At 60.0% G+C, this 22,125-nt stretch carries 22 protein-coding genes and 1 pseudogene; 9 read left to right on the top strand and 14 right to left on the bottom strand.

All coding sequences use genetic code 11. The features are described 5' to 3' along the window. Positions 1-62: 62 nt before the first annotated feature. A complete protein-coding gene (locus PverR02_RS22395; RefSeq protein WP_046382551.1) occupies positions 63-1,475 on the top strand; it encodes an aspartate aminotransferase family protein in 1,413 nt (470 codons plus the stop codon). An 82-nt stretch (positions 1,476-1,557) separates the two neighbouring features. Further along, positions 1,558-1,779 carry an MbtH family protein gene (locus PverR02_RS22390; RefSeq protein ID WP_017845810.1) on the top strand — a complete coding sequence of 74 codons (222 nt, stop codon included), beginning with the start codon at positions 1,558-1,560 and terminating at the stop codon, positions 1,777-1,779. 72 nt (positions 1,780-1,851) lie between these two features. On the opposite strand, the gene PverR02_RS22385 is transcribed toward PverR02_RS22390, so the two are convergent. The 7 genes from PverR02_RS22385 to minC form a co-directional block, all read right to left on the bottom strand. Beyond that, a complete protein-coding gene (locus PverR02_RS22385) occupies positions 1,852-4,020 on the bottom strand; it encodes a mechanosensitive ion channel family protein (RefSeq protein ID WP_079444434.1) in 2,169 nt (722 codons plus the stop codon). 72 nt (positions 4,021-4,092) lie between these two features. Then, a complete protein-coding gene (locus tag PverR02_RS32325; protein ID WP_017845812.1) occupies positions 4,093-4,269 on the bottom strand; it encodes a hypothetical protein in 177 nt (58 codons plus the stop codon). A gap of 143 nt (positions 4,270-4,412) precedes the next feature. Continuing rightward, the gene (locus PverR02_RS22380; RefSeq protein ID WP_017845813.1) at positions 4,413-5,702 is read right to left on the bottom strand and encodes a M18 family aminopeptidase; all 1,290 of its coding nucleotides are present in this window, start codon (positions 5,700-5,702) and stop codon (positions 4,413-4,415) included. A 161-nt stretch (positions 5,703-5,863) separates the two neighbouring features. Continuing rightward, positions 5,864-6,499 (bottom strand): RluA family pseudouridine synthase, encoded by a 636-nt coding sequence (locus PverR02_RS22375; RefSeq protein WP_015885133.1) that lies wholly within the window; start codon positions 6,497-6,499, stop codon positions 5,864-5,866. Between the two features lie 96 nt (positions 6,500-6,595). After that, positions 6,596-6,850: a cell division topological specificity factor MinE gene (minE, locus tag PverR02_RS22370; protein WP_003175252.1), complete on the bottom strand. Its 255-nt coding sequence runs from the start codon at positions 6,848-6,850 to the stop codon at positions 6,596-6,598. 3 nt (positions 6,851-6,853) lie between these two features. Next, positions 6,854-7,666: a septum site-determining protein MinD gene (gene minD / locus PverR02_RS22365; RefSeq protein ID WP_003209098.1), complete on the bottom strand. Its 813-nt coding sequence runs from the start codon at positions 7,664-7,666 to the stop codon at positions 6,854-6,856. Positions 7,667-7,866: 200 nt separating this feature from the next. Continuing rightward, a complete protein-coding gene (minC, locus tag PverR02_RS22360; RefSeq protein WP_017845814.1) occupies positions 7,867-8,604 on the bottom strand; it encodes a septum site-determining protein MinC in 738 nt (245 codons plus the stop codon). Positions 8,605-8,723: 119 nt separating this feature from the next. Here minC and PverR02_RS22355 point away from each other — a divergent pair, with 119 nt between their 5' ends. Continuing rightward, positions 8,724-9,659: a lipid A biosynthesis lauroyl acyltransferase gene (locus PverR02_RS22355; protein WP_046382554.1), complete on the top strand. Its 936-nt coding sequence runs from the start codon at positions 8,724-8,726 to the stop codon at positions 9,657-9,659. 30 nt (positions 9,660-9,689) lie between these two features. Then, a complete protein-coding gene (locus PverR02_RS22350) occupies positions 9,690-10,844 on the top strand; it encodes a patatin-like phospholipase family protein (protein WP_017845816.1) in 1,155 nt (384 codons plus the stop codon). 46 nt (positions 10,845-10,890) lie between these two features. Here PverR02_RS22350 and PverR02_RS22345 read toward each other — a convergent pair whose 3' ends face one another. The 7 genes from PverR02_RS22345 to puuE form a co-directional block, all read right to left on the bottom strand. After that, positions 10,891-11,676: an outer membrane protein OmpK gene (locus tag PverR02_RS22345; RefSeq protein ID WP_026139882.1), complete on the bottom strand. Its 786-nt coding sequence runs from the start codon at positions 11,674-11,676 to the stop codon at positions 10,891-10,893. A 15-nt stretch (positions 11,677-11,691) separates the two neighbouring features. Next, entirely contained in the window at positions 11,692-12,069 is a 378-nt protein-coding gene (locus tag PverR02_RS32045; RefSeq protein ID WP_152032038.1) for a hypothetical protein, read from the bottom strand. A 107-nt stretch (positions 12,070-12,176) separates the two neighbouring features. After that, positions 12,177-13,460: a urate hydroxylase PuuD gene (locus tag PverR02_RS22340; RefSeq protein ID WP_079444433.1), complete on the bottom strand. Its 1,284-nt coding sequence runs from the start codon at positions 13,458-13,460 to the stop codon at positions 12,177-12,179. 51 nt (positions 13,461-13,511) lie between these two features. Continuing rightward, positions 13,512-14,015 carry an ureidoglycolate lyase gene (locus PverR02_RS22335; protein WP_017845819.1) on the bottom strand — a complete coding sequence of 168 codons (504 nt, stop codon included), beginning with the start codon at positions 14,013-14,015 and terminating at the stop codon, positions 13,512-13,514. A 141-nt stretch (positions 14,016-14,156) separates the two neighbouring features. Further along, positions 14,157-15,158 (bottom strand): allantoicase, encoded by a 1,002-nt coding sequence (alc, locus tag PverR02_RS22330; protein ID WP_017845820.1) that lies wholly within the window; start codon positions 15,156-15,158, stop codon positions 14,157-14,159. Between the two features lie 41 nt (positions 15,159-15,199). Continuing rightward, complete coding sequence (gene uraD, locus PverR02_RS22325) at positions 15,200-15,715, bottom strand: 2-oxo-4-hydroxy-4-carboxy-5-ureidoimidazoline decarboxylase (protein ID WP_017845821.1); 516 nt, start codon at positions 15,713-15,715, stop codon at positions 15,200-15,202. Next, positions 15,712-16,638 (bottom strand): allantoinase PuuE, encoded by a 927-nt coding sequence (gene puuE / locus PverR02_RS22320; RefSeq protein WP_079444432.1) that lies wholly within the window; start codon positions 16,636-16,638, stop codon positions 15,712-15,714. The genes uraD and puuE overlap by 4 nt, the downstream gene beginning before the upstream one ends. Positions 16,639-17,027: 389 nt before the next feature. Between puuE and uraH the strand changes: the two genes are divergently transcribed. The 5 genes and pseudogenes from uraH (at position 17,028) to PverR02_RS22300 (ending at position 21,616) form a co-directional block, all read left to right on the top strand. Continuing rightward, on the top strand, positions 17,028-17,381 hold the full coding sequence (gene uraH / locus PverR02_RS22315) for a hydroxyisourate hydrolase (RefSeq protein ID WP_079444431.1): 354 nt from the start codon (positions 17,028-17,030) through the stop codon (positions 17,379-17,381). Positions 17,382-17,510: 129 nt separating this feature from the next. After that, positions 17,511-17,612 (top strand): annotated as a pseudogene (locus PverR02_RS33250) (IS110 family transposase); the annotation flags it as partial. A 297-nt stretch (positions 17,613-17,909) separates the two neighbouring features. Next, positions 17,910-18,665, top strand: coding sequence for a DUF4123 domain-containing protein (locus tag PverR02_RS22310; RefSeq protein ID WP_052735820.1), 756 nt, complete (start codon positions 17,910-17,912; stop codon positions 18,663-18,665). Between the two features lie 102 nt (positions 18,666-18,767). Beyond that, positions 18,768-19,283, top strand: coding sequence for a DUF3304 domain-containing protein (locus tag PverR02_RS22305; protein ID WP_079444430.1), 516 nt, complete (start codon positions 18,768-18,770; stop codon positions 19,281-19,283). Then, a complete protein-coding gene (locus PverR02_RS22300) occupies positions 19,271-21,616 on the top strand; it encodes a T6SS phospholipase effector Tle1-like catalytic domain-containing protein (RefSeq protein ID WP_079444429.1) in 2,346 nt (781 codons plus the stop codon). The genes PverR02_RS22305 and PverR02_RS22300 overlap by 13 nt, the downstream gene beginning before the upstream one ends. Positions 21,617-22,125: the final 509 nt, after the last annotated feature.

The raw sequence follows: 22,125 nt of genomic DNA, 5'->3' as shown, positions 1-22,125 counted from the left end.
GGGCCAGATGCCAACGGATCGGCAGTTTGGTCACCATCACCCGCGTATCGAGGGATCCAGAGATGTCAGTCGCTACCAGCCAAATCGCAGACGCTCGGGTGCAGGTCAGCCCGGCGCCCGTGGAAACGCTCTACCAGTTCGACGAAAGCCCGCTGCTGGCACGCCAGCGCCAGCAGGAGTCCAACGCCCGCAGCTACCCGCGGCGCATCCCTTTGGCACTCAAGCGCGCCAAGGGCATCTACGTGGAAGACGTGGAAGGCCGCCGTTTCATCGACTGCCTGGCCGGCGCGGGTACCTTGGCGTTGGGACATAACCACCCGGTGGTGATCGCCGCCATCCAGCAGGTGTTGAGCGACGAACTGCCGTTGCACACCCTCGACCTGACCACCCCGGTCAAGGATCAATTCGTGCAAGACCTGTTCGGCCTGTTGCCGGCCGCGTTGGCGCAGGAGGCGAAAATCCAGTTCTGCGGCCCCACCGGCACTGACGCGGTGGAGGCCGCGTTGAAGCTGGTACGCACCGCCACGGGGCGTAGCACGGTGCTGTCGTTCCAGGGCGGTTATCACGGCATGAGCCAGGGCGCGCTGAGCTTGATGGGCAGCCTGGGGCCGAAGAAACCCTTGGGCGCCTTGCTCGGCAATGGCGTGCAATTCCTGCCGTTCCCCTACGATTACCGTTGCCCGTTCGGCCTGGGCGGCGCGCAAGGCGTGCGGGTCAACCTGCATTATCTGGAAAACCTGCTCAACGACCCGGAAGCCGGGGTGCTGTTGCCGGCGGCGGTGATTGTCGAAGTGGTGCAGGGCGAGGGTGGCGTGATCCCGGCGGACCTCGACTGGCTGCGCGGCCTGCGGCGGATCACCGAGCAGGCGGGTGTGGCGTTGATCGTCGATGAAATCCAGAGCGGTTTCGCGCGCACCGGCAAGATGTTCGCCTTCGAACACGCGGGCATCATTCCGGATGTGGTGGTGATGTCCAAGGCCATCGGCGGCAGCCTGCCGTTGGCGGTGGTGGTGTACCGCGACTGGCTCGACACCTGGTTGCCGGGCGCCCATGCCGGCACCTTCCGTGGCAATCAGATGGCGATGGCGGCAGGGTCGGCGGTGATGCGCTACCTCAAGGAGCACGACCTGGCCGGCCATGCGGCGGCGATGGGCGAGCGCCTGGCGGAGCAGTTGCGCATCCTGCAGCGCGACTTTGCGCAATTGGGCGATATTCGCGGGCGCGGGCTGATGCTCGGCGTGGAACTGGTGGACCCGAACGGCGCGCCGGATATCCAGGGCCACCCGCCGGTCCACCGCCAACTGGCGCCGCTGGTGCAGCGCGAATGCCTCAAGCGCGGCCTGATTCTGGAACTGGGCGGCCGCCATGGCAGCGTGGTGCGCTTCCTGCCGCCGTTGGTGATCAGTGCCGCCCAGATCGATCAGGTCGCCGAGATCTTCGGGCGTGCCCTGGCTGCGGCGGTCGCCAGCCTCTAATTTTTTACCCGCCTGGTACGTTCCTACAGATATCAGCGCTGCGCGTGGTGCGCAGCCGGCCTTTGAGCGATGGAGAACAGCAATGACCTCAGTATTCGACCGCGACGACATCCTGTTTCAGGTAGTGGTCAACCATGAAGAACAGTATTCGATCTGGCCCGACTACAAGGCCGTGCCGGAAGGCTGGCGCACCGTGGGCAAGAGCGGCATGAAGAAGGAGTGCCTGGCCTACATCGAAGAGGTCTGGACCGACATGCGTCCGTTGAGCCTGCGCCAGAAAATGGACGGCACCGCGCTGGCTTGAGCCCGCGACACTGACATCAGCGAAGATCCAATGTGGGGCTCGACCGCTTGCTCCCACATTGACCCTCAGGACTCAGGCGTTCTTGTCTTTCTCCAGCCCGCCCGACGCGCCGGTCACCACTTGCACACTCAGGCGCGGCGTGGCCAGGTCCAGCCCGGCCTCGTCCAGATGACGTTTCAGCGACAGGTTGAACGCCCGCGACACTTCCCATTGCTTGATCGGCGCAGTCTTGAAGCGCGCCCGCAGAATCGCGCTGCCCGACTCGAAACTTTCCACGCCCTGAATCTCCAGCGGTGACCAGATATTGCGGCGTTGCAGCGGGTCGTTGCGCATTTTCTGGCCGACGTCGCGCATCAACTTGATCGCATCGTCGATTTCCATGTTGTAGGGGATCGCTACCCGGAAGATCGCGTAGCCGAACTCACGGGAGTAGTTCTTGATGCTCTTGATCTCGCTGAACGGGATGGTATGCACGATGCCGTCGATGTCGCGCAGGCGCACGGTACGGATGGTCAGGCCCTCGACCGTGCCGAGGTGGCCGCCGACGTCGACGTAGTCGTCGATGGCCAGGGAGTCTTCGATGATGATGAACAGGCCGGTGATCAAGTCCGCCACCAGCGACTGCGCGCCAAAACCGATGGCCAGGCCGATCACACCGGCACCGGCCAGCAGCGGCGTGACGTTCATGCCCATGTTGGCCAGGGCGACGATGGCGGCAATGATGAAGATGGTCACGAACAGCACGTTGCGGATCAGCGGCATCATGGTCTGCGCACGGGCGTTGGCCAGGCCTTTGCGCGAACGGGTGAGGGCGTGATGGATCGCGGTGTCGCTGAGAATCCAGATCAGCCAGGCAAACAGCAGCGTGCCGCCGAGGCCGAACAGCTTGACGCTGATTTCATGGCCGTCGCCTTCGGTGAAGCGGATCAGCGACAGGCCCCAGACCCGTAGCCCCAGCTCGATAAACGTCAGCCACACCAGCAGGTGGGCGAGGGTGTAGACGAAACTCTTCAGGCGCTCGGAGTACAGCGCATGGCGCTTGTGCCCGCGTTGCGGCTTGAGGGCATGGCGGCGTACCAGGCCGTTGATCACCATGCACAGCACCAGCAACACCGTGCAGAGCAGCGACTGGCGCAAGGCGGTGCTGGTGTCGCCGGCGGAGACGAAGGTGGCGAACAGTGAAATGCCGACCAACAGCAGGGCCGGGATGTACCAGAAGGTGCCGATGATTTCGATCGTGTCGCTGAGGGCGCGGCGGGTCAGGCGACGGGACAGCGGCTGGTTGCGGATCAGGTGCGCAATCGGCCGGCGGAAGCGCAGGATGAACACGCCGGTGGACAACGCGGCCATCACATTGGCGACGGTTGCCGCCGTGTGCGCCAGGTGCTGGCCCAGCGCAGCGACCAGCCTGGGGTCGCCCAGGGCTTCGCCAAAGGCGGCGAAACTGCCGATCCACCACAACGGCCGGAACGCCTGGCGCCGCAGGATATACAACGCGTGACGGCGATGGGGGCCGTCCAGCACGGAGAATGCGATCACGCAGATCGCCGAGAAACAGGTGCCGACCACCAGCGCATACGCCAGCACCATCGCCAGGGATTTGCCCAGGGACGAGGGCAACGCGTAACTCAGGTACACGGTGATCACCAGCGCGATCAGCCACGGCCCCAGTTTGCGCAGGGCGAAGCGCAGCATGTCCCAGGTGCGCGGGTGTTGCGGCAGTTCTTCGGTCAGGCCGAAGCGCTCGCGCACCCGGTGGCTGAGCCAGATCAGCGCGGCGGCCAGCAGGCTCCACACGGCGAGGATCAGGGCAAAACCGAAGATGATCGGCAGCCATTCGCTGGCCGGCAGCATCAAGGCCTTGAGTTCATCCGTGGCCATGTCCACTTCGTCGGACCAGCGTCCCAGTGGGCTGTCGGCGCCGGAAAACTGCTGCTCAAGGCCGGACAACGTGCTGCCGATCAGCCCGAGCACGCCTTGTTCGGCGGCCGGCTGGGCCTTTTGCGTGGTCTGGCGCAGCTTTTTCAGGTCGTTCAGCAACTGGGTGCGTTGCTGGTCGTTTTCCAGGGTCTTGATCACCTCGTCCAGCGACTGCCCCAGCGGCAGCTCGGCCTGGGGTTGCGGCTTGCTGGTGCCACCCAGCAGCCCGGGCAAACCCACGGCCTGGGCCGGGGCGAGCGGGAGCAGGGTGAGCAGGGCGATCAGCAAACAGCAGGGCAGGGCAAGCAGACGGGAAAGCACGAGGCGGTCAACCTTGAAAACGACGAATTGACCGAGTGTACGAGGCCCCTATGCCCAATGCGAGTGCATTTGTTATTCAGCGAGTTTAGCGAGGATCTTGTAAACCACGGTGCCCAGAATCAACAGCATGCCGATCCACATGCCGAACACGCCGAGGGGCTTGTCACGAAAGTTGAAGCCGACCGCGAGCATGATCATGCCGATCAGGATAGGGATGAGCATGGCGTGGAAGGAGGACATGGTGATCATGAGGCGATGGCCTTCTCAGAGTGGGAATACTGACAAGTCTAGGTGGGATTGCGGGAAATGCAGGTGATATAGATCAGGTCCACGCGAAGCCAAATGTGGGAGGGGGCTTGCTCCCACATGTTTAACTGCATTCGGCCTTTGGATCAGGGCAGATCGCGGCTTGCGTAGAACGCGCCGAGCACTTTCACCAGATGTGCCAGGTCATGGCTGCCACACAGTTCGCGAATGGAGTGCATGGCGAACGTCGGCAAACCGATGTCGACGGTCCGCACGCCCAGGTGACTGGCGGTGATCGGGCCGATGGTCGAGCCACAGCCCATGTCGCTGCGCACCACAAAGCTCTGCACCGGGACTTCCTCGGCCATGCACAGGTGGCGGAAGAAACCGGCGGTTTCGCTGTTGGTGGCGTAGCGCTGGTTGCTGTTGACCTTGATCACCGGGCCGGCATTGAGTTTCGGGCCGTGGTTGGCGTCATGCTTGTCGGCATAGTTCGGGTGGACGCCGTGGGCATTGTCGGCCGATACCAGCAGCGATTTCTGAATGGTGCGGACAAATTCATCACCTTCGGGCAGCAGGCGACGCAGGGTCTGCTCGAGCATCGGGCCATCGGCACCGCAGGCCGAGCAGGAGCCGACTTCTTCGTGGTCGTTGCACACCAGCACGCAGGTTTCATCGGTCTCGCTGGTGAGCAAGGCTTGCAGGCCGGCGTAGCACGACAGCAGGTTGTCCAGGCGGGCGCCGGCGATGAAGTCGCCATTGAGGCCGATCACGGCGGCGCTTTGGGTGTCGTAGAAGCTCAGCTCGTAATCGAGCACCACATCGGCGTTCAGCCCGTGCTCGCGGGCCAACTGCTCGGTGAGCACGGCGCGGAAGTCCACGCGCTCGTCGCCGGCGAACTGCGCGAGGATCGGCGGCAGTTCGGTCTGGGCATTGATCGCCCAGCCCTGGTTGGCTTCACGGTTCAGGTGGATCGCCAGGTTGGGGATGATGGCAATCGGCAGCTTGAAGTCGATCAGCTGGCTTTCGACCTTGCCGTCGCGGCGGAAGGTCACGCGGCCGGCCAGGGACAGGTCGCGGTCGAACCACGGCGCCAGTAATGCGCCGCCGTAGACTTCGACGCCCAGTTGCCAGAAACCCTGGCGTTGCAGCTCGGGTTGTGGCTTGACCCGCAGGCACGGGCTGTCGGTGTGGGCGCCGACCAAGCGGATGCCGCCCTGCAGCGGCGAATGGCGGCCGAGCTTGAAGGCGATGATCGCGGAGTCGTTGCGGGTCACGTAATAGCGCCCGTTGGCTTCGGTGGTCCAGGTGTCGCGCTCGTCGAGACGCTGGTAACCGGCCGCTTCGAGGCGTTGGGCCAGGGCCGCAGTGGCATGAAAAGGAGTAGGGGAGGCCTTGAGGAAGTCGATCAGGCCTTGATTCAACGCTTCGCGCATAAATAGCTCCAGACAGCAATGCGCGGAGTTTACCGTTCGATGGCGAGAAGTGCACAGCACAAATGTGGGAGGGGGCTTGCCCCCGATGGCGGAGTGTCAGTCACTGCATTTGTTCACTGACCCACTGCAATCCCCTCCCACATTTGACGGTGTTTACAGCTTTAGAAGGGCGCCGGGCACTCGAAGCGCAGCCGCTCGCCGCTTTGCGGGTGGGTGAAGCTCAGCATGCTCGCGTGCAGGCACAGGCGCGGCCAGGCGGCCAGGGCTTGTTCATGGGCGTACAAGCCGTCGCCGAGCAGCGGGTGGCCGATGGAAAGCATGTGTACCCGCAACTGGTGCGAGCGCCCGGTGATCGGCGTTAGCTCGACGCGGCACCAGTCACCGCAACGTTCCAGCACCTTCCAGAAGGTCAGCGCATGCTTGCCGAACTCGTGGTCGACCACATGGCGTGGCTTGGTCGGCGGATCGTAGCGCAGGGGCAGGTCGATGCTGCCGCTGTCCAGTTCCGGTTGACCCCAGGCCAGGGCGGTGTAGGCCTTTTCGGTTTCGCGGTCATGAAACTGGCGGGACAGTTCGCGGTGGGTGTCGGCGTCCCGCGCGAGCAGGATTATCCCGGAAGTTTCCCAATCCAGGCGATGGACGATTCGGGCCTCTGGGTAGCCGTTTTCCTGCAGGCGGGTGATCAGGCAGTCCTTGTTGTCGTCGGCGCGGCCGGGCACCGAGAGCAGCAGAGTCGGCTTGTTCACCACCAGGACGGCGGCGTCCTGGTAGAGGATATGGATGTTGGACAACGGCATTAAACAGCCTCGTAACAAACGCCAACGGCGGCTCGATCACCCGGCTCCCGCAAAGGGATCAAGGTGACGGAGCCGCCGTGGCGACCGCCCTTTCGATCAACGATCGGGCAGGGTGATATTGAGTTCCAGAATCGAGCAGCTGCCGTCGTTTTCCAGGGCGACATGTACGTCGTCGTTGCCGATATTGACGTACTTGCGGATCACCTCGACCAGTTCCTTCTGCAAGGCTGGCAGGTAGTCCGGGGTGCTGCGTTGGCCGCGTTCGTGCGCCACGATGATCTGTAGACGCTCTTTCGCTACCGACGCGGTACTTGGCTTTTTGTTGGCGCGAAAGAAGTCGAGAAATTTCATTGTTTAGTTGCCTCCAAAGATACGCTCGAAGAATCCCTTCTTCTTGACATCGAGGAAGCGGTGTTCCACGGTCTTGCCCAGTAAGCGATCAACCGCGTCGCTGTACGCCTGGCCGGCGTCGCTCTGGTCGTCCAGAATCACCGGGACGCCCTGGTTGGAGGCCTTCAGCACCGCCTGGGACTCGGGAATGACACCCAGCAGGGTCACTGCGAGGATCTCTTTGACGTCTTCAACGCCGAGCATCTCGCCATTGCTGACGCGCTCAGGGTTGTAGCGGGTGAGCAGCAGGTGCTCCTTGATCGGGTCTTCGCCTTTTTCGGCGCGCTGGGACTTGCTGGCCAGCAGGCCGAGCATGCGGTCCGAGTCACGTACCGAGGAGACTTCCGGGTTGGTCACCACGATGGCTTCGTCGGCGAAGTACATCGCCAGGTGAGCACCGGTTTCGATACCGGCCGGGGAGTCGCACACCACGTATTCGAAGGTTTCCTTCAGTTCAGCGAGGACTTTGCCTACGCCTTCCTTGGTGAGCGCATCTTTGTCGCGGGTCTGGCTGGCGGCCAGTACGTACAGGTTCTCAAGGCGCTTGTCCTTGATCAGGGCCTGTTGCAGGTTGGCTTCACCGTTGACCACGTTGACGAAGTCGTACACCACGCGGCGTTCGCAGCCCATGATCAGGTCGAGGTTACGCAAACCGACGTCGAAGTCGACGATGACTGTCTTGTGGCCGCGCAGAGCGAGGCCGGTACCGATAGCGGCGCTGGTGGTGGTCTTACCCACACCACCCTTGCCGGATGTAACCACGAGAATCTTGGCCAAGGTGTTTCACCCCTAAGGAAAAAGGACTTTTCAGCCCCCGAAAAACATCTCTTGGAACTCGCTGCAGGCGGACAGCCTTTGTAGGGAAAAGAGGTGGTTTCCGCGTGGAAACGCCAACTTCAAACTAGTCCTACGCAAGTCTTGCCGGTTTCGCTGTGCTATCAGAGTCTAGAGATGCTTGGAAAATGCGGCAGTATCCGTTAAAGACGGATGATGTTCAACACATCGCCCGACAGGCTGACTTGTACCGCGGCGCCCCACAGCGGATCGCGGCGCAAATCTTCGGAAACCTTGTACTGACCCGCGATCGAAACGAGTTCAGCGGTCAACTGCTGGCAAAAAATACGTGCCTTGGTATCACCCTTGATGCCGGCGAGGGCACGTCCGCGCATGGGGCCGTATACATGGATGTTGCCATCGGCCAGAAGTTCCGCGCCCGGACTGACCGACGAGATCACCACCAGGTCGCCGCCCTGGGCGTAAATCTGCTGCCCGCCGCGCACGGGGGAGGTGATGATCTTGGTCGGCTTGACCGTCGGCTCCGGCGGTTTTTCCGGTTTTTTCTTCACTTCACCGGCCAGCGGATCGAGTGGGCGCTCGCGGGCACCGGACGGTGGCAGTACTGGCAGTTCAATAGCGATGGCGGCGGCAATGTCTTCGATACGGCTGGCACGAATCGCCAGGGTGCGCAGGCCATGGGAGCGGCACACGCGCATCAGGCCCGGCAGGTCGATTGCGCCTTGGCCGGCTGGCAGCTTGTCCAGGGCCAGCACCAGCGGCGCGTTGTTGAAAAAGTTCGGTGCCAGGGCGACCTTGGCGGCGAGCTGGCGGTCCAGGGCGTCGAGGTCATTGCGGGCCAATTCCAGCACGGTAATGGCGAGCATGCTGCCTTTCAGCTGGAACACGGGATCTTGGTCTAGCGGTTCGGTTTGGCTCATGGTCGGCAAAAGCGGCTTGTCACGAAAAGTGTCGAGACTTATAACGAGAACAACCACTGGCCGCAAGCCGAGTCGAACCGTTGTAGAATGCGCGGCCCTTGTCTTTACCGGAATCTGTAATGGATCGCCCGCGTTTTCGAGCTGTATTTTTTCACCCGCGATTTTGGCTGCTATGGCTGGGACTCGGCCTGTTGTGGCTGGTCACTCAATTGCCATACCGCGCGCTGCTGACCATTGGTCGCCTGCTGGGCGCGGGCATGTACCGCGTGGCCGGCGAACGTCGCCGCATCGCCGCGCGCAACCTGGAACTGTGCTTCCCGGAAAAGTCCGCGCAAGAGCGTAAACATTTGCTCAAGGAAAACTTCGCCTCCACCGGCATCGCCTTCTTTGAAATGGCCATGAGTTGGTGGTGGTCGCGCCAGCGCCTGGCGCGGCTGGCCCACGTCGAAGGCCTGGAGCACCTCAAGCAGGCTCAGTTGGACGGCAAGGGCGTGATCCTCATGGCCCTGCATTTCACCACCCTGGAAATCGGCGCGGCCCTGCTCGGGCAAAAACACACGATCGACGGCATGTACCGCGAGCACGGCAACCCGCTGTTCGACTTTATCCAACGCCGTGGCCGCGAGCGCCACAACCTCGACTCCCTGGCCGTGGAGCGTGAAGACGTGCGCGGCATGCTCAAGCTGCTGCGCGCCGGCCGCGCCATCTGGTACGCGCCGGACCAGGACTACGGCGCCAAGCAAAGTATCTTCGTGCCGCTGTTCGGCATCCAGGCCGCCACCGTGACCGCTACCAGCAAGTTCGCCCGCCTGGGCAAGGCGCTGGTGGTGCCGTTTACCCAGGAGCGCCTGGCCGACGGCAGCGGTTATCGCCTGGTGATCCACCCGCCGTTGAGCGATTTCCCCGGCGAAACCGATGAGATCGATTGCCTGCGCATCAACCAGTGGGTCGAAACCTCGGTGCGCGAATGCCCCGAGCAATACCTCTGGACCCATCGCCGCTTCAAGAGCCGGCCGCCGGGTGAGCCCAGGTTGTACGAAAAACGCCGTCGGTAAGACCCGCCTTTCTCTACATGGAGTGACGCAATGCGCCCAGCTGAACCGGTTACAGGCTTGATTCTTTCCGGCGGCGGGGCGCGTGCGGCGTATCAGGTGGGGGTACTGGCGGCGATTGCCGAGTTGCTGCCGCCGGGCGCGGCCAATCCGTTTCCGGTGATCGTCGGCACATCGGCCGGCGCGATCAACGCGGTGAGCCTGGCCAGCGGCGCCATGGACTTCAGCGCGGCGATCGAGCGTCTGACGGCGTTCTGGCAGGGCTTTCGCAGCCACCTGGTGCTGCGCAGCGATTGGCCGGGGGTGATTCACCAGGCCGCTCGTTTCTGTTTCCACAGCCTGCTCGGCCTGGGCGCCCAGGTCCCGGTGGCGCTGCTCAACAGCGCGCCGCTGCGGGACCTGCTGCACGAGATGCTGCACCTGGATGGCATCGACCAGGCCATCCGCGAAAAACACCTGAAGGCGGTGGCGGTCACGGCCTTCGGTTACGAGTCCGGGCAAGCAGTGACCTTTTACCAGGGCGGCGGCACCATCGATGCCTGGCTGCGCCATCGACGTATCGGTGTGCCCAGCCGGCTCACGGTCGAACACCTGTTGGCCAGTTCGGCGATCCCCTTGCTGTTTGCTCCGGTGAAGCTCGACCAGGAATATTTCGGCGATGGCGCGGTGCGGCAATCGGCCCCCATCAGCCCGGCCTTGCACCTGGGCGCCAGCCGCGTGCTGGTGGTGGGTGTCAGCGGCAACCCGCGCGGCGTCGAGCATGAACACGCCTCGCAGCGCGCCTACACCGGCCAGCAGCCGACCCTGGCGCAGATCGGTGGGCACATGCTCAACAGCACGTTCATTGACAGCCTGGAAAGCGATATCGAGTTGCTGGAGCGCTTGAACCAGTTCAGCCATTTTCAGCCCGCCGACAGCGCGGCCCGGGGCCTGGCGCCGGTGGATGTGCTGGTGATTGCGCCGAGTCAGCCGATCGATGAAATCGCGGCGCGGCATCGGCAGGAATTGCCCGCGGCGTTGCGCCTGTTCCTGCGCGGGCCGGGTGCGACCAAGACCAGCGGGGCGGGGGTGCTTAGTTACTTGCTGTTCGAGGCGGGGTATTGCAGCGAGTTGATCGAGTTGGGGCGCAGTGATGCGCTGGCCAAGCGCGAGGAGATAACCCGGTTTTTGGGGCTGTCCCCTAGCTGAATTTGGGAGCAGGCACGCCAGCTCCCCCATCAGGCCCGCGGTGTGGTCAGAAGTGGTACTTGACCAAAAAGCTCGCGGTATCCTGGTTGGTCTTGAACGCGCCGGAATCTTCGATCCCATACTTGTTCTTCCAGTAGTCGTATTCAAAGCCGACGTACAGCTGTTTCTCGCCCCAGTTCAACGCCTTGCCCAGGTCATATTTGACTTGTGGGTTGAAGTGCAGGTTGGCGTGATAAGTGCCACGGGCGTTCTTGTCGTTGTCGACCACCCAATCCATATAGCCGTCGATCAGGATGTTGGAGTTGCCCACGGGAAGGGTGTACGACCACACCGGGGTGATCTGCCACACACCGTCGCCCGGGCGATTGCCTTCGGTCTGGCGCTGGTAGAAGTTCAACTGGAAGTAGTCGAAACCAGGGATGTTCAGGTCGAAGCCCGGGCCCAGCAGGTACGATTCGTTATCGCCTTCGCCGAACTCATAAGTGAATGCCAGCAATACATCTTTGATCGGTCCGAAGGACAAGTCCTTGTCGAAAATCTTGCCGAACGATAGACGCGGGCTGAACTCGCCGTAGTAAGTACTGGGGCCGACGTTGCCGTCTTCCTTGCCGTTGTAAAAGATGCGGTCGAGGAAAAAGAAGTTGTCGCCGTACTTCCACGCATCGGCGTGTTCAAACGTGACGGTCTGTTGGATCTGCGGGTTGACGGTGAAGTTTTTGCCCCACAGGTACGTCAGGCTGTTGTTCTGCCACTGCAACAAGTCGCCGGCAACGGCTTGGCCGCCCGCCAGCAGGGTTGCCGCCAGCATCAGGCCTTTGAACATAGGTTTCATTCGGTTGCTCCCGAGTTAAAGTTTTATGGTTTTTCTTCTAAGCAGGCGCTCTGGTGTGGCGCCTTTTGGTTTGCTGAAAAAATCGTCTGTTCGGTCAGCTTTAATGCTTTTAGCAAGAGCTGCGCCAAGGTGTAAAAAAAGCCAAAAAAATCCCCGTCGGCTGCAACGGCTGCAGTCGAATTCAGAGGGCTTTTGCGCACTTGGGCCGCCGCCCGCAGGCCGGGATAAGTTGGCCTTGCAGTCAGCTTTTACATTCGCTGTTTTTTTTTCAGTCGATTCGAGCGGGCGCGGAGAATACTGGCTCCAAAGCCTTGGCTCAAGTGCGCTGTTAGAGCGCGCGTGGGGCGAGAATGGGGCACGGCTTGTGGCCGTCCCCAGGTCAAAGGTGTACATGTGGGCGTTCCCTGTTCGTTATTGTTTTTGTTGTGACGAAGGAATCAATGAGTGTGGGCGACGGCGGGTCGTTCAGAACCGCCCACATTGGGATCTGTGTGAGTCAGTCAGTTCGTGCGGGCGCCCTGGTTGATCCAGGTGCCGATCAGATCGCGTTCCTGCTGGGTCATCTGGGTGATGTTGCCCAACGGCATGATCTGGCTCGCCACGGCCTGCGCCTGAATGCGCGCGGCCTGTTGCTGGATCTGCGTCGGCGTGTCGAACATCACCCCCGCCGGTGCGGTGCTGAACAGCGGGCTGGTGGGCTTGGCCGAATGGCACACGGCGCAGCGTGCCTGGATCACCCCATGCACCTTGTCGAAGTCGACTGTCGCCTGGGCCGGCGCGGGTGCCGCAGCGGGGGCGGCCGGTGCGACGGGTTTCTCGCCGCCGCCCAATGCGGTCTCCGGCAACGGCTGGTACTCGATGGCCGCCGGTGCCTTGGCCACTTCGGTGATCGGCTTGGGCCCGGTGACATACGCCAGGCAAATCATCGCCAACGCGCCCACCGGCAAGGTCCAGGCATATTTCTGGCTGTTGTGCCGGGTGTTGAAATAATGCCGCACCAACACCGCCGCCACCGCGATCCCCGCCAGGATCAGCCAGTTGTAGTGGCTGCCGTAGGTGCTCGGGAAGTGGTTGCTGATCATGATGAACAGCACCGGCAAGGTGAAGTAGTTGTTGTGCCGTGAACGCAGCAAGCCTTTGGCCGGCAGGGCCGGGTCCGGCGTGCGCTGCTCCGCGATCGCCGCCACCAGCGCGCGTTGTGCCGGCATGATGATGCGGAACACGTTGCCCACCATGATGGTGCCGATGATCGCCCCCACATGCAGGTACGCGCCCCGACCGCTGAACACTGTGCTGAAGCCGTATGCCGCCGCGATCAACAGCACGAACAGGATCAAGCCGAGCAGGGCCGGGCGTTTGCCCAGGGCCGAGTCGCAGAGAAAGGAGTAGATGAACCAGCCGGCGAACAGTGAGCCGATGCCCAGCAACACGCCTTCGGTGCCGCTCAGGCTGCTGCCGGGTGCGAGCAGGTACAGCGTCGGGTTGAGGTAGAACACCACGCACAGCAGCGCGACGCCCGACATCCAGGTGAAATAGGCTTCCCATTTGAACCAGTGCAGGTTGTCCGGCATGGTCGGCGGGGCCAGTTTGTATTTTTCCAGGTGGTAGATACCGCCACCGTGGATCGCCCACAAGTCACCGGACAGGCCGTCCTTGGGGTTGACGCGGTTGAGGTTGTTTTCCAGCCAGACGAAGTAAAACGACGCGCCGATCCAGGCCACGCCAGTGATCATATGAACCCAGCGCACGCTGAGGTTCAGCCATTCCAACAGATGTGCTTCCACAGTCTTTACCTCTCGCCTGTCACCCTTGTTGTCGGGTGATCCGGCCTTCTCTTATTGGTGGGGGGCGAGGATCAACCGCTCATCCTCTTTGAAAAAATGCTCATCGCAGTTATTGCCGGTGCCACTGCGATCAACCACCAGGAAGTCATCCCGCTTTTCGATCGTCAGCACCGGGTGGTGCCAGACGCCGCGATGGTAATTAATGCCCTGCCTGCCGTTGGTGACGAAGGCGCGGACCAAGCCCGATACAGGTGCATCGCCAAGTGGCGCGACCACGATCAGAAAGGGGTTGCCGAGCAGCGGAATGAAGGCTTGGCTGCCCAGCGGGTGTCGCTCTAGCATGCACACGGTCAGCGGCATTTCCAGCGCGTCGGCGCGGAAGATGCTGATGATGGCGTGGTCTTGCGGCTGGGCGGTTTCCACCGTTGCCAGCTTGTGAAAACGCATGGTCGACCCGTTGTTGATCATGAAGTGCTCGCTGCCGTCGGTTTCGATCACGTCTCCGAAGGGGGCGAAGGCTTCTTTGGTCAGGGGTTCGATCATCAGTGTGCGCATGGCTGGCTTCTTAATCTGTTGGGTTATTGATGGACCGTTGTAGGAGCAAGCTTGCTCGCGAAGGTCGTCAACGATAACGCGTGCATCCTGAATGAACGCGGTGTCCTTGAGTTTTTCGCGAGCAAGCTTGCTCCTACAGGTTCAGCATGACTTGGCGACCTTGCCCAGGACGCGCAGGCGACTCACACCGCCATCCGGGAACACGTTCAGGCGGATGTGGGTGATCGGCCCCAGCGCCTTGATCTGCTCGGCGAAGGTGTGTTCGGCGTGCATTTCCAGCTTCTGCGCCGGCAGCAGTTCGCGCCAGAACAGCGATTGGGTTTCGATCTGGCTGTCGGTGCCGCCTTTCACGAACGCGGCCTGGATCGAGCAGGTGTCCGGGTAGTTGCCCTTGAAGTGCAGGGTGTCGACGATGACTTTCTCGATCTCGCCCGCATGCCCGAGCGCGACGATCACCCAGTCATTGCCTGGCGTGCGACGCCGCGCGGTTTCCCAGCCGTCACCCATGTTGACGCCACGGCCGGGGTTGAGGAGGTTGCCCATGCGGCCGAAGTGTTCGTCGGAACAGGCCAGGGCGCGACCGCCGTTCAGCGCCGCCGCCAGGTCGACCTGTTCGTTGTCGCCCACTGCGGACCAGTCGCGGAACGGTACGCCGTACACGCGCAGACGGGCCACGCCGCCATCCGGGTAGATGTTGAAGCGCAGGTGGCTGAAGGCCTGGTCGTGGTTGATCGCGTGGTAATGGTGGCTGTTGCCTTGCAGCTCGACGGCCGACAGCACTTCCACCCACTGGGTGCTGTCATCCGGCTCGCCCGAGGCGAGGAAGCAGGCTTCCAGGGAGGCCGACGGCGGGAAGTTGCCGGTGAAGAATGAAGTGTCGATGTCCACGCCTTTGATCGAGCCGGGTGCGCCCAGGCGGATCACCGCGCTGTCGTAGCCTTCGAAGCGCTTGCGGCGCGACTCCCAGCCGTCCATCCACTTGCCGTTGTCATCGAAAACGCCCTCCTTCCACACCGCCGGGGTCGGCTGGAACAGGCGGTTGGCGTCGGCGAACCAGTCATCGGTCACCGAGATGATTTTGGTGCCGAGGCGGGCGTCGGCCAGGTTGACGAACTTCTCGAAAGGTACGGGTTGCGCTTTCATTCTTCTTGTCTGCCTTGGATAGAGTGGCTGGGGATGGTCGTTTAGAGGGTCAGTAAGCGGAACAACGCGATCTTGTTGATCTCGTCCAGCGCGCACTTGAACTCGGTGTCGACCGGGTGGTGGATGCGCGTTTCGAACGCTTTGATGATCTGATGCCGGTTGCTGCCTTTTACCGCCATGATGAAGGGAAACTTGAACTTGGCTTTGTAGGCCTCATTCAGCTCGGTGAAGCGTGAGAACTCTTCGGCCGTGCATTGGTGAATACCGGCGCCGGCTTGTTCATGAGTGCTGGCTTCGGTCAGTTGGCCCTGGACGGCTGCACGGCCTGCCAGGTCCGGGTGAGCGTTGATCAGCGCCAGTTGCGTGGCGTGATCGGCGCTGAGCAGGATATCGCGCATGCGCTGGTGCAGGGTTTCGATCTCGTCGAGCGAAGCGTCCTGCCCCAGGTCGAAGGCTTTTTCGGCCACCCATGGCGAATGTTCGTAGATGTCGGCAAAGGCGCTGATGAATGCATCGCGGCTCAAGGTCGACGGTTTGACGGTCTGGAACCTGGTCATTGCGCCGCACCCTTATAAGGGTGAGTGGCGTGCCAGTGGCGGGCGATGTCGACCCGGCGGGTGAACCACACCTGTTCATGGCCCTTGGCGTATTCGATAAAGCGCTGCAACGCCGCGAGGCGCGCCGGGCGGCCGATCAGGCGGCAGTGCAGGCCGATGGAAAGCATCTTCGGCGCGTCGGCGCCTTCGGCGTAGAGCACGTCGAAAGCGTCTTTGAGGTACTCGAAAAAGTCATCGCCCTTGTTGAAGCCTTGCACCTGGGTGAAGCGCATGTCGTTGGTGTCCAGGGTGTAAGGGATCACCAGGTGCGGCTTGCCGGTGGGGTTGTTGGGTTCCCAGTAGGGCAGGTCGTCGTCGTAGGTGTCGCAGTCGTAGAGGAAGCCGCCTTCCTCCATCACCAGGCGCCGCGTATTCGGACCGGTGCGGCCGGTGTACCAGCCCAGCGGGCGTTCGCCGGTCAGTTCGGTGAGGATGCGGATGGCTTCGAGCATATGCTCGCGCTCCTGGGCCTCGTCCATGTACTGGTAGTCGATCCAGCGGTAGCCGTGGCTGCAGATTTCATGGCCGGCGGCGACCATCGCGCGGATCACGTCCGGGTGGCGCTGGGCGGCCATGGCCACGGCGAAGACGGTCAGCGGGATATCGAATGCTTTAAACAATTTGAGGATGCGCCACACGCCGGCACGGCTGCCGTATTCGTACAGCGACTCCATGCTCATGTTGCGCTCGCCTTGCAGCGGCTGGGCCGAGACCATTTCGGAAAGGAAGGCTTCGGACTCTTGGTCACCGTGCAAGATATTGCGCTCGCCGCCTTCTTCGTAGTTGAGTACAAAAGACAACGCAATGCGTGCCTTGCCCGGCCAGTGGGGGTGAGGAGGGTTACTGCCGTAACCGATCAGGTCGCGTGGGTAGTCAGCGCTCACTGCAGTCTTCCTTCTTGTGCGTGGTAGCGGTGGGTGTGGCGGCCGGGCAGTGAAAAGACTGAGTGGCGTCACAGCGATGATTGATTGTATACAACTTATTCGCCACTTTGTAAGCCCGGATTTCTGCATTTTTTCCGCAACGCTCACCTTCAAGGGTGTAGCAAGAAACTTGCCTGACTGGTCAGCTAATGGACAAAAGGTCGTTTAAAAGCAAGGATGACTCATGAATCGGCCGGTCGCGCCAGGCCAGTGGAAGGATCGCAAGGTTTGTGATTTTTATTGTGTACAATTTTTTTTAAAAGTGTCTTAATCGTCCCGCACCAGCTTTTTCGCTGCCCTGAAAAAGTGCGGCACTCATTTCTACTGACCTCGGGAGGCGCGTACACGCCATGGGACGTTTGACCACACACGTTTTGGACGCCGCTCACGGCTGTCCCGGCAGCAGCATCACGGTTGAGCTGTACCGCGTCGACGGCGCGCAACTGGAACTGGTCGCCACTGCCGTCACCAACAGCGACGGCCGCTGCGACGCACCGTTGCTGCAAGGCGACGGCTACCGCAGCGGTGTGTACCAACTGCAATTCAGCGCTGGCGACTATTACCGGGCGCGTGGCGTGCAATTGCCGGAGCCGGCGTTCCTCGACGTGGTGGTGCTGCGCTTCGGCATCAGCGCCGAACAGGAGCACTACCATGTGCCGCTGTTGATTTCGCCTTATAGCTATTCCACCTATCGCGGTAGCTGAGCATCATCCCCTCGACGCTCTTCGTTGGTTTTTTTGCCCGCCCACACTGCGGGCTAATGAGATGGTCACTCCCAACACCCTGTGAGGGCTACGCTTTCACGGGGTGTTTTGTTTTCGGAGGCCATCATCATGAGCGAGTCAGCACTGATCGGTATCGATCTCGGTAAACACACTTTCCACCTGCACGGCCAGGATAAGTCGGGCCGCGAGGTCTTTCGCAGAAAATGCTCACACCAAAACTCTGCCTACTTGTAACGGTTCGCGCTTGAAAAATATGCGACTCGCATTCATCGCCTTTCTGACACGCTAAGTACATCAGTGCTGCTTTGTGGCAATTGCACCAGGGAGTAGTTTCCAGTGTGATCGCCATGAAATATTTTGCATGACTAGGCTCTCATCTTTGGGAAATGTCCTATTTACTCTCGATTTTTATGTGTGCAGCCTTTGGCGCATCGTTTGAGCGTCTGCCCGCCGACGCGAGAACCTCGACCGGACTGATCCGCGATAATTAATCGAGGGAATATGGACATGACGATGCCCACTCAATGGCAAGAACAGATCGAACATGTCTGCGCCCACATTGGCATAAGCCAGATTGACCTACTGCTCGACCAAGCAGGATGGAGCCACCGTGCTGTGCCTGCCTTGGAGATGCTAACGCCAAAAGTCCCCTGGTTCTCGTTGTTCACCGGCACGTCAGAGCAAAACCTGTTGGATCAGGCCCCTCTGTTGATGCGTCTGGACTTGACGCAGTGGCGACATAAGGCCTGGCTGGAACAGTTGGTGGAGCATGCCACCGATGGCCGCCTAATGGTGGTGATCTCGTCATTGCCCTTCGAAGTGTTGAGTAAAGTCCTGCAAGGGTTTTCGCAATTGGCTTGGGGTGGACAAACCGGTTTGTTACGGTATTACGATTCACGCATCTTTCCCCTGCTGATGTCCTCGATCCTCACCGATCAGCAGCGCGCCGAGTTTCTGCAAGCCGCTGCTTATTGGGGCTGGCTTGATCGGGATAACCAGCCGCAGTGGTTACAAGGCACGAGGCTCACCCATCAAAGCAATATCCAGGTCAGTCCCTTCGTGGAAATGAACGATCAACAATTTGACCTGCTTGGTTGTATCAGCGATGCACAGCAACTGTTAAATGGCAAAAACTTTGATTTCCTGGATGAGAGCCGAGAGCGGCGTTTCGCGCTAATTCACTCACTTGTTGTGCAAGCGGGTCAGGAAAATTATTTCGGCGATTTGACCGAGTATGTGAAACAGAACTTAAGCAGAACCTAGGTGCCTGGATAACCACTTTGCGCTGGGACAAGAGTGTATTGCATGCACAAGTGGTTTGAATGGTTTGCGCGGTCAAGGTAATCAGCAAGGAAGTTGCTAGCGATGCAGTCGATAATAAAAAAAACAACACAAAAAGTCGCGCTTTACTTGTTGGGGTTCGCGTTATCTGGGTGTTCTTCAGCGAACAATGAAATGGCAGGGGGAAACCTGCAAGCCATCAACCATACCATGCATGGTATTAACTGGATGTCGGTCAATGGTTACCGAGCGGACGGTGGTGGTGGAAGCTCGTGTTGCATCATCATGCCCGTCAAATGGCGTCCTGGCTTAAAGGCCCAGATTGAATGGGAGGTCGATCCTGAGCCGTCTGCAAAAATGCCCTCTGTAACATCAGATGAGTTCAGAGAGGTTTATGCCAAACATGCAGCCAACTATCAGCGCCACAGCACCACCGTGGATATTCCAGAGTGGCCTGGAACGGAGCGATGCGGCCTGAAGGTACACTTTTTGGTTTGTAACCAGATCAAGGTTACGAGCTCATGTTGGGCATTTAACTCAGAGCATTACCCGATTAAAGAACCCTCGCAAATGAAGGAGCCGGCCTTATGTCCGAAGTGAACAATAATTCAAAAGACAAAGCTTGGGGACCGCCAGTTTTTCCTGCTGCAGGGCGTTTCCCGACGAAAACATCGGATGTGACAGATAACTACAATAAGCAAATTGCTGAGCAAAATCGGCTTCAACAAAAACGTGACGATCAAGGGCGTCGCACACAGCGTTTTACCTGTTGTCATAGCCTGCATATCAGTCTGTTTTTCGATGGCACCAACAATAACGAAAAGAGCGACACCCAGAATGGTCATCCCACTAATATCGCCAAGCTGTTTCATGCCTCACTACGAGGTAAAGACGCGATGGGGCAGGGTTATTTTTCGTATTACATGCCCGATGTCGGCACGCCATTCCCCGAAGTTGGCGAACTGGATTACAGCGATAGCGGGCTGCAATATGCCACTGGGGGGGAAGACCGGATCAACTGGGCCTTGGTACAGGTGGCCAGCGCGTTATCTTATGCTCTGAACAATAAAAGCGGAATTGATGACATTGTCGCCAAGACCAAGGTCGAGGCCATGAGCACCTGGAAGGCACCGCTGATGAGTGCTCTGGGTGAAGGCAATCGCCGCCGAATCATGAAAGAGCTGCTGGCCCCTTTACACGCTCGCAAGGACGAGGCCCAGCCTAAAGTGCTGGCGGTCAAACTGTACGTGTACGGTTTCTCTCGGGGAGCGGCAGAGGCTCGCACTTTTGTTACCTGGTTGAGTCAGTTGTTCGACACCCCAGAAGGGGATGAACTGCCAAAACAGGAACTGTTGGGCTTGCCTGTCAGCGTCGAGTTTCTTGGCGTGCTGGACACGGTGGCCTCGGTGGGTATTGCCCATGTAGCCCCATTCTTTGCTGGGCATATGGACTGGGCCGATAACACCCAGTTGCTACCGGATGCGCAGCGGTTCCCGGAACTGGTCAAGTGTTGTCGGCATTTTGTCGCGGGCTTCGAGCAACGCTCATGCTTTCCGTTGGATTCGATTCGTAACGAAAACGGCCAGTATCCGGCCAATACCTACGAAGTGGTGTACCCCGGTGTGCATTCGGATGTGGGCGGCGGCTACCCGAAAAATGACCAGGGCAAAGCTCGTGAAGGTACTCATGAGCTGGTGTCGCAGATTGTCTTGCACGACTTGTATGCCGCTGCTTTTGCAGCGGGTGCCCCTCTGCAAGTGCCAGAAGAGGTACTGCCGGACACGTTTAATACTAGCTCGGAGAGGTTGTGGAGAAAAATGGGGCCTGGGACTTCCTCAGAGTTTGTGGTCAGTCAGCAACTGATTGAGCGCTTCAACGCCTGGCGCCTCAAAACCCTATCAGGTGTTGCGGCTGACGAATCCGTCGAGGACTCGGCCTATAAGCCGCTGCGTTTGAACACCACCGTAGAAGACACCCTGGCCGATCAACTGGGCTGGATCACCGGTTGGCGTATTGGTCGTTACGTCAATGATCCTCAAGGTAATAACGACAGCTATAAGCGCCAGCCTTTTTTCACCCAAGCCAAAGAGGCGACGCCCTATCAGGAAACTACTGAGCGCGAACAGTATAAAAAAGACCAGGCTGATGCCGTGAAAATGCGGCGGGATAACCCTCAGTATCCCGGCCCACGAATCTATGAACCGCAGATTGATCAGACCCAACTCAGTCAAGCTGCCGAGGAATTCAAGTCTGACTACACCGGCCAGAAGCGTGAGCAATCCAGTTGGCAAGGCACGGTGACCGACGTGGTGTTACGCGATGCGATCTATTTACTTAACGAGAATGACGAGTCCAAGGACCATGACGCCCTCAAGACGGCAGGTGATCTGCGCAGTAAGCAACTGTTCCGTGATGCTCAAGGCACGTCCGGTGCAGACCCTGAGATGGCCCTACTGGTGGCGTTGTTCGATGACCAGATACACGACTCGCGGGCCTGGTTCATGCACGACAAGTTGAAGTCGAGGGAGTTGTGGGCCGGTTATTTCTTTTACCGCATGATCTATTTCGGCAATGACAATAGCCGTGATCTGTCCCCAGTCGTAGTGGCCGGTCGCATATTGGGCGTGGCGATGATTGCCGGGGCTACGGTGTATGGCATCAAGCGCCGTGGTGTATTAGGTGGTGTTGGCGGACTGGCGGCGGGCATTGGGGCGGCGACCATCGGCTACCAGGTGATCGATAAGGCCACTGGCCTAGTGGTACCGTTCTTGCCAGGCGCGGAACAACTCCTGCAACCAAGCAGCCATGTGGGTCAGGTCGCGTCGGAGCAAAAGCATCAGATTGAACTGGATGACTTTGCCCGACGCATGGAACGAACCACAGCCATGTTGCGCAAGACGGGCAGCTTGTTCGAACCGGATAGTGTCGTTTAAGACGCGAAAAATAAATCATTCTGGTCGATTACCCTACAAACCTCAGTTCCAATTTCAACTGATGGCTTTGATAATCGAGCTGCACCTTCTCGCTTCCCACCCCATTCAGCCCGCAACTGTTCTCGGCTGCCCAACCAATTGGCCAGAGCAGTTGAGGGTGTTCCAACAGATGCTGATTGATCAAATGGCAGACGCTGTCGGCCTTGGGTGGCAAACCTTCATGGCTGTGTAGCTGTTCAAGCAAAATGCGGATCGCATTGTCATCAGCGACTTCCTGCTGTCGATCTGCGAGCAGTTGCCAGATATATGGACGTCGGCTCGATAACCACTGCGCAATGTTCTGCGATGGGAGCAATATCGGAGGGGATGTTCAAGCGCTGACATATCGCGAGGAACTCGGTGACTTCAATAACCGTAGGGAATTCGAACTCTCTTGGCTGACGCTTTGTCTGGACCACCCGTTAATCAGTATTGCAAAAATGGGGGTGACCATAGATTTTATGCCGCTT

The organism is Pseudomonas veronii (assembly GCF_002028325.1).
GTDB classification, from domain to species: Bacteria; Pseudomonadota; Gammaproteobacteria; order Pseudomonadales; family Pseudomonadaceae; genus Aquipseudomonas; species Aquipseudomonas veronii.
The sequence above is the reverse complement of the archived record's forward strand: the minus strand, read 5'-3'. Positions and strand labels throughout refer to the sequence as shown.

Coding starts and splice junctions, on each gene's coding strand:
- PverR02_RS22395 (WP_046382551.1), top strand. CDS start 63: ATGTCAGTCGCTACCAGCCAAATCGCAGACGCTCGGGTGCAGGTCAGC.
- PverR02_RS22390 (WP_017845810.1), top strand. CDS start 1,558: ATGACCTCAGTATTCGACCGCGACGACATCCTGTTTCAGGTAGTGGTC.
- PverR02_RS32325 (WP_017845812.1), bottom strand. CDS start 4,269: ATGATCACCATGTCCTCCTTCCACGCCATGCTCATCCCTATCCTGATC.
- PverR02_RS22380 (WP_017845813.1), bottom strand. CDS start 5,702: ATGCGCGAAGCGTTGAATCAAGGCCTGATCGACTTCCTCAAGGCCTCC.
- PverR02_RS22375 (WP_015885133.1), bottom strand. CDS start 6,499: ATGCCGTTGTCCAACATCCATATCCTCTACCAGGACGCCGCCGTCCTG.
- minE (WP_003175252.1), bottom strand. CDS start 6,850: ATGAAATTTCTCGACTTCTTTCGCGCCAACAAAAAGCCAAGTACCGCG.
- minC (WP_017845814.1), bottom strand. CDS start 8,604: ATGAGCCAAACCGAACCGCTAGACCAAGATCCCGTGTTCCAGCTGAAA.
- PverR02_RS22355 (WP_046382554.1), top strand. CDS start 8,724: ATGGATCGCCCGCGTTTTCGAGCTGTATTTTTTCACCCGCGATTTTGG.
- PverR02_RS22350 (WP_017845816.1), top strand. CDS start 9,690: ATGCGCCCAGCTGAACCGGTTACAGGCTTGATTCTTTCCGGCGGCGGG.
- PverR02_RS22345 (WP_026139882.1), bottom strand. CDS start 11,676: ATGAAACCTATGTTCAAAGGCCTGATGCTGGCGGCAACCCTGCTGGCG.
- PverR02_RS32045 (WP_152032038.1), bottom strand. CDS start 12,069: ATGTACACCTTTGACCTGGGGACGGCCACAAGCCGTGCCCCATTCTCG.
- PverR02_RS22335 (WP_017845819.1), bottom strand. CDS start 14,015: ATGCGCACACTGATGATCGAACCCCTGACCAAAGAAGCCTTCGCCCCC.
- alc (WP_017845820.1), bottom strand. CDS start 15,158: ATGAAAGCGCAACCCGTACCTTTCGAGAAGTTCGTCAACCTGGCCGAC.
- uraD (WP_017845821.1), bottom strand. CDS start 15,715: ATGACCAGGTTCCAGACCGTCAAACCGTCGACCTTGAGCCGCGATGCA.
- uraH (WP_079444431.1), top strand. CDS start 17,028: ATGGGACGTTTGACCACACACGTTTTGGACGCCGCTCACGGCTGTCCC.
- PverR02_RS22310 (WP_052735820.1), top strand. CDS start 17,910: ATGACGATGCCCACTCAATGGCAAGAACAGATCGAACATGTCTGCGCC.
- PverR02_RS22305 (WP_079444430.1), top strand. CDS start 18,768: ATGCAGTCGATAATAAAAAAAACAACACAAAAAGTCGCGCTTTACTTG.
- PverR02_RS22300 (WP_079444429.1), top strand. CDS start 19,271: ATGTCCGAAGTGAACAATAATTCAAAAGACAAAGCTTGGGGACCGCCA.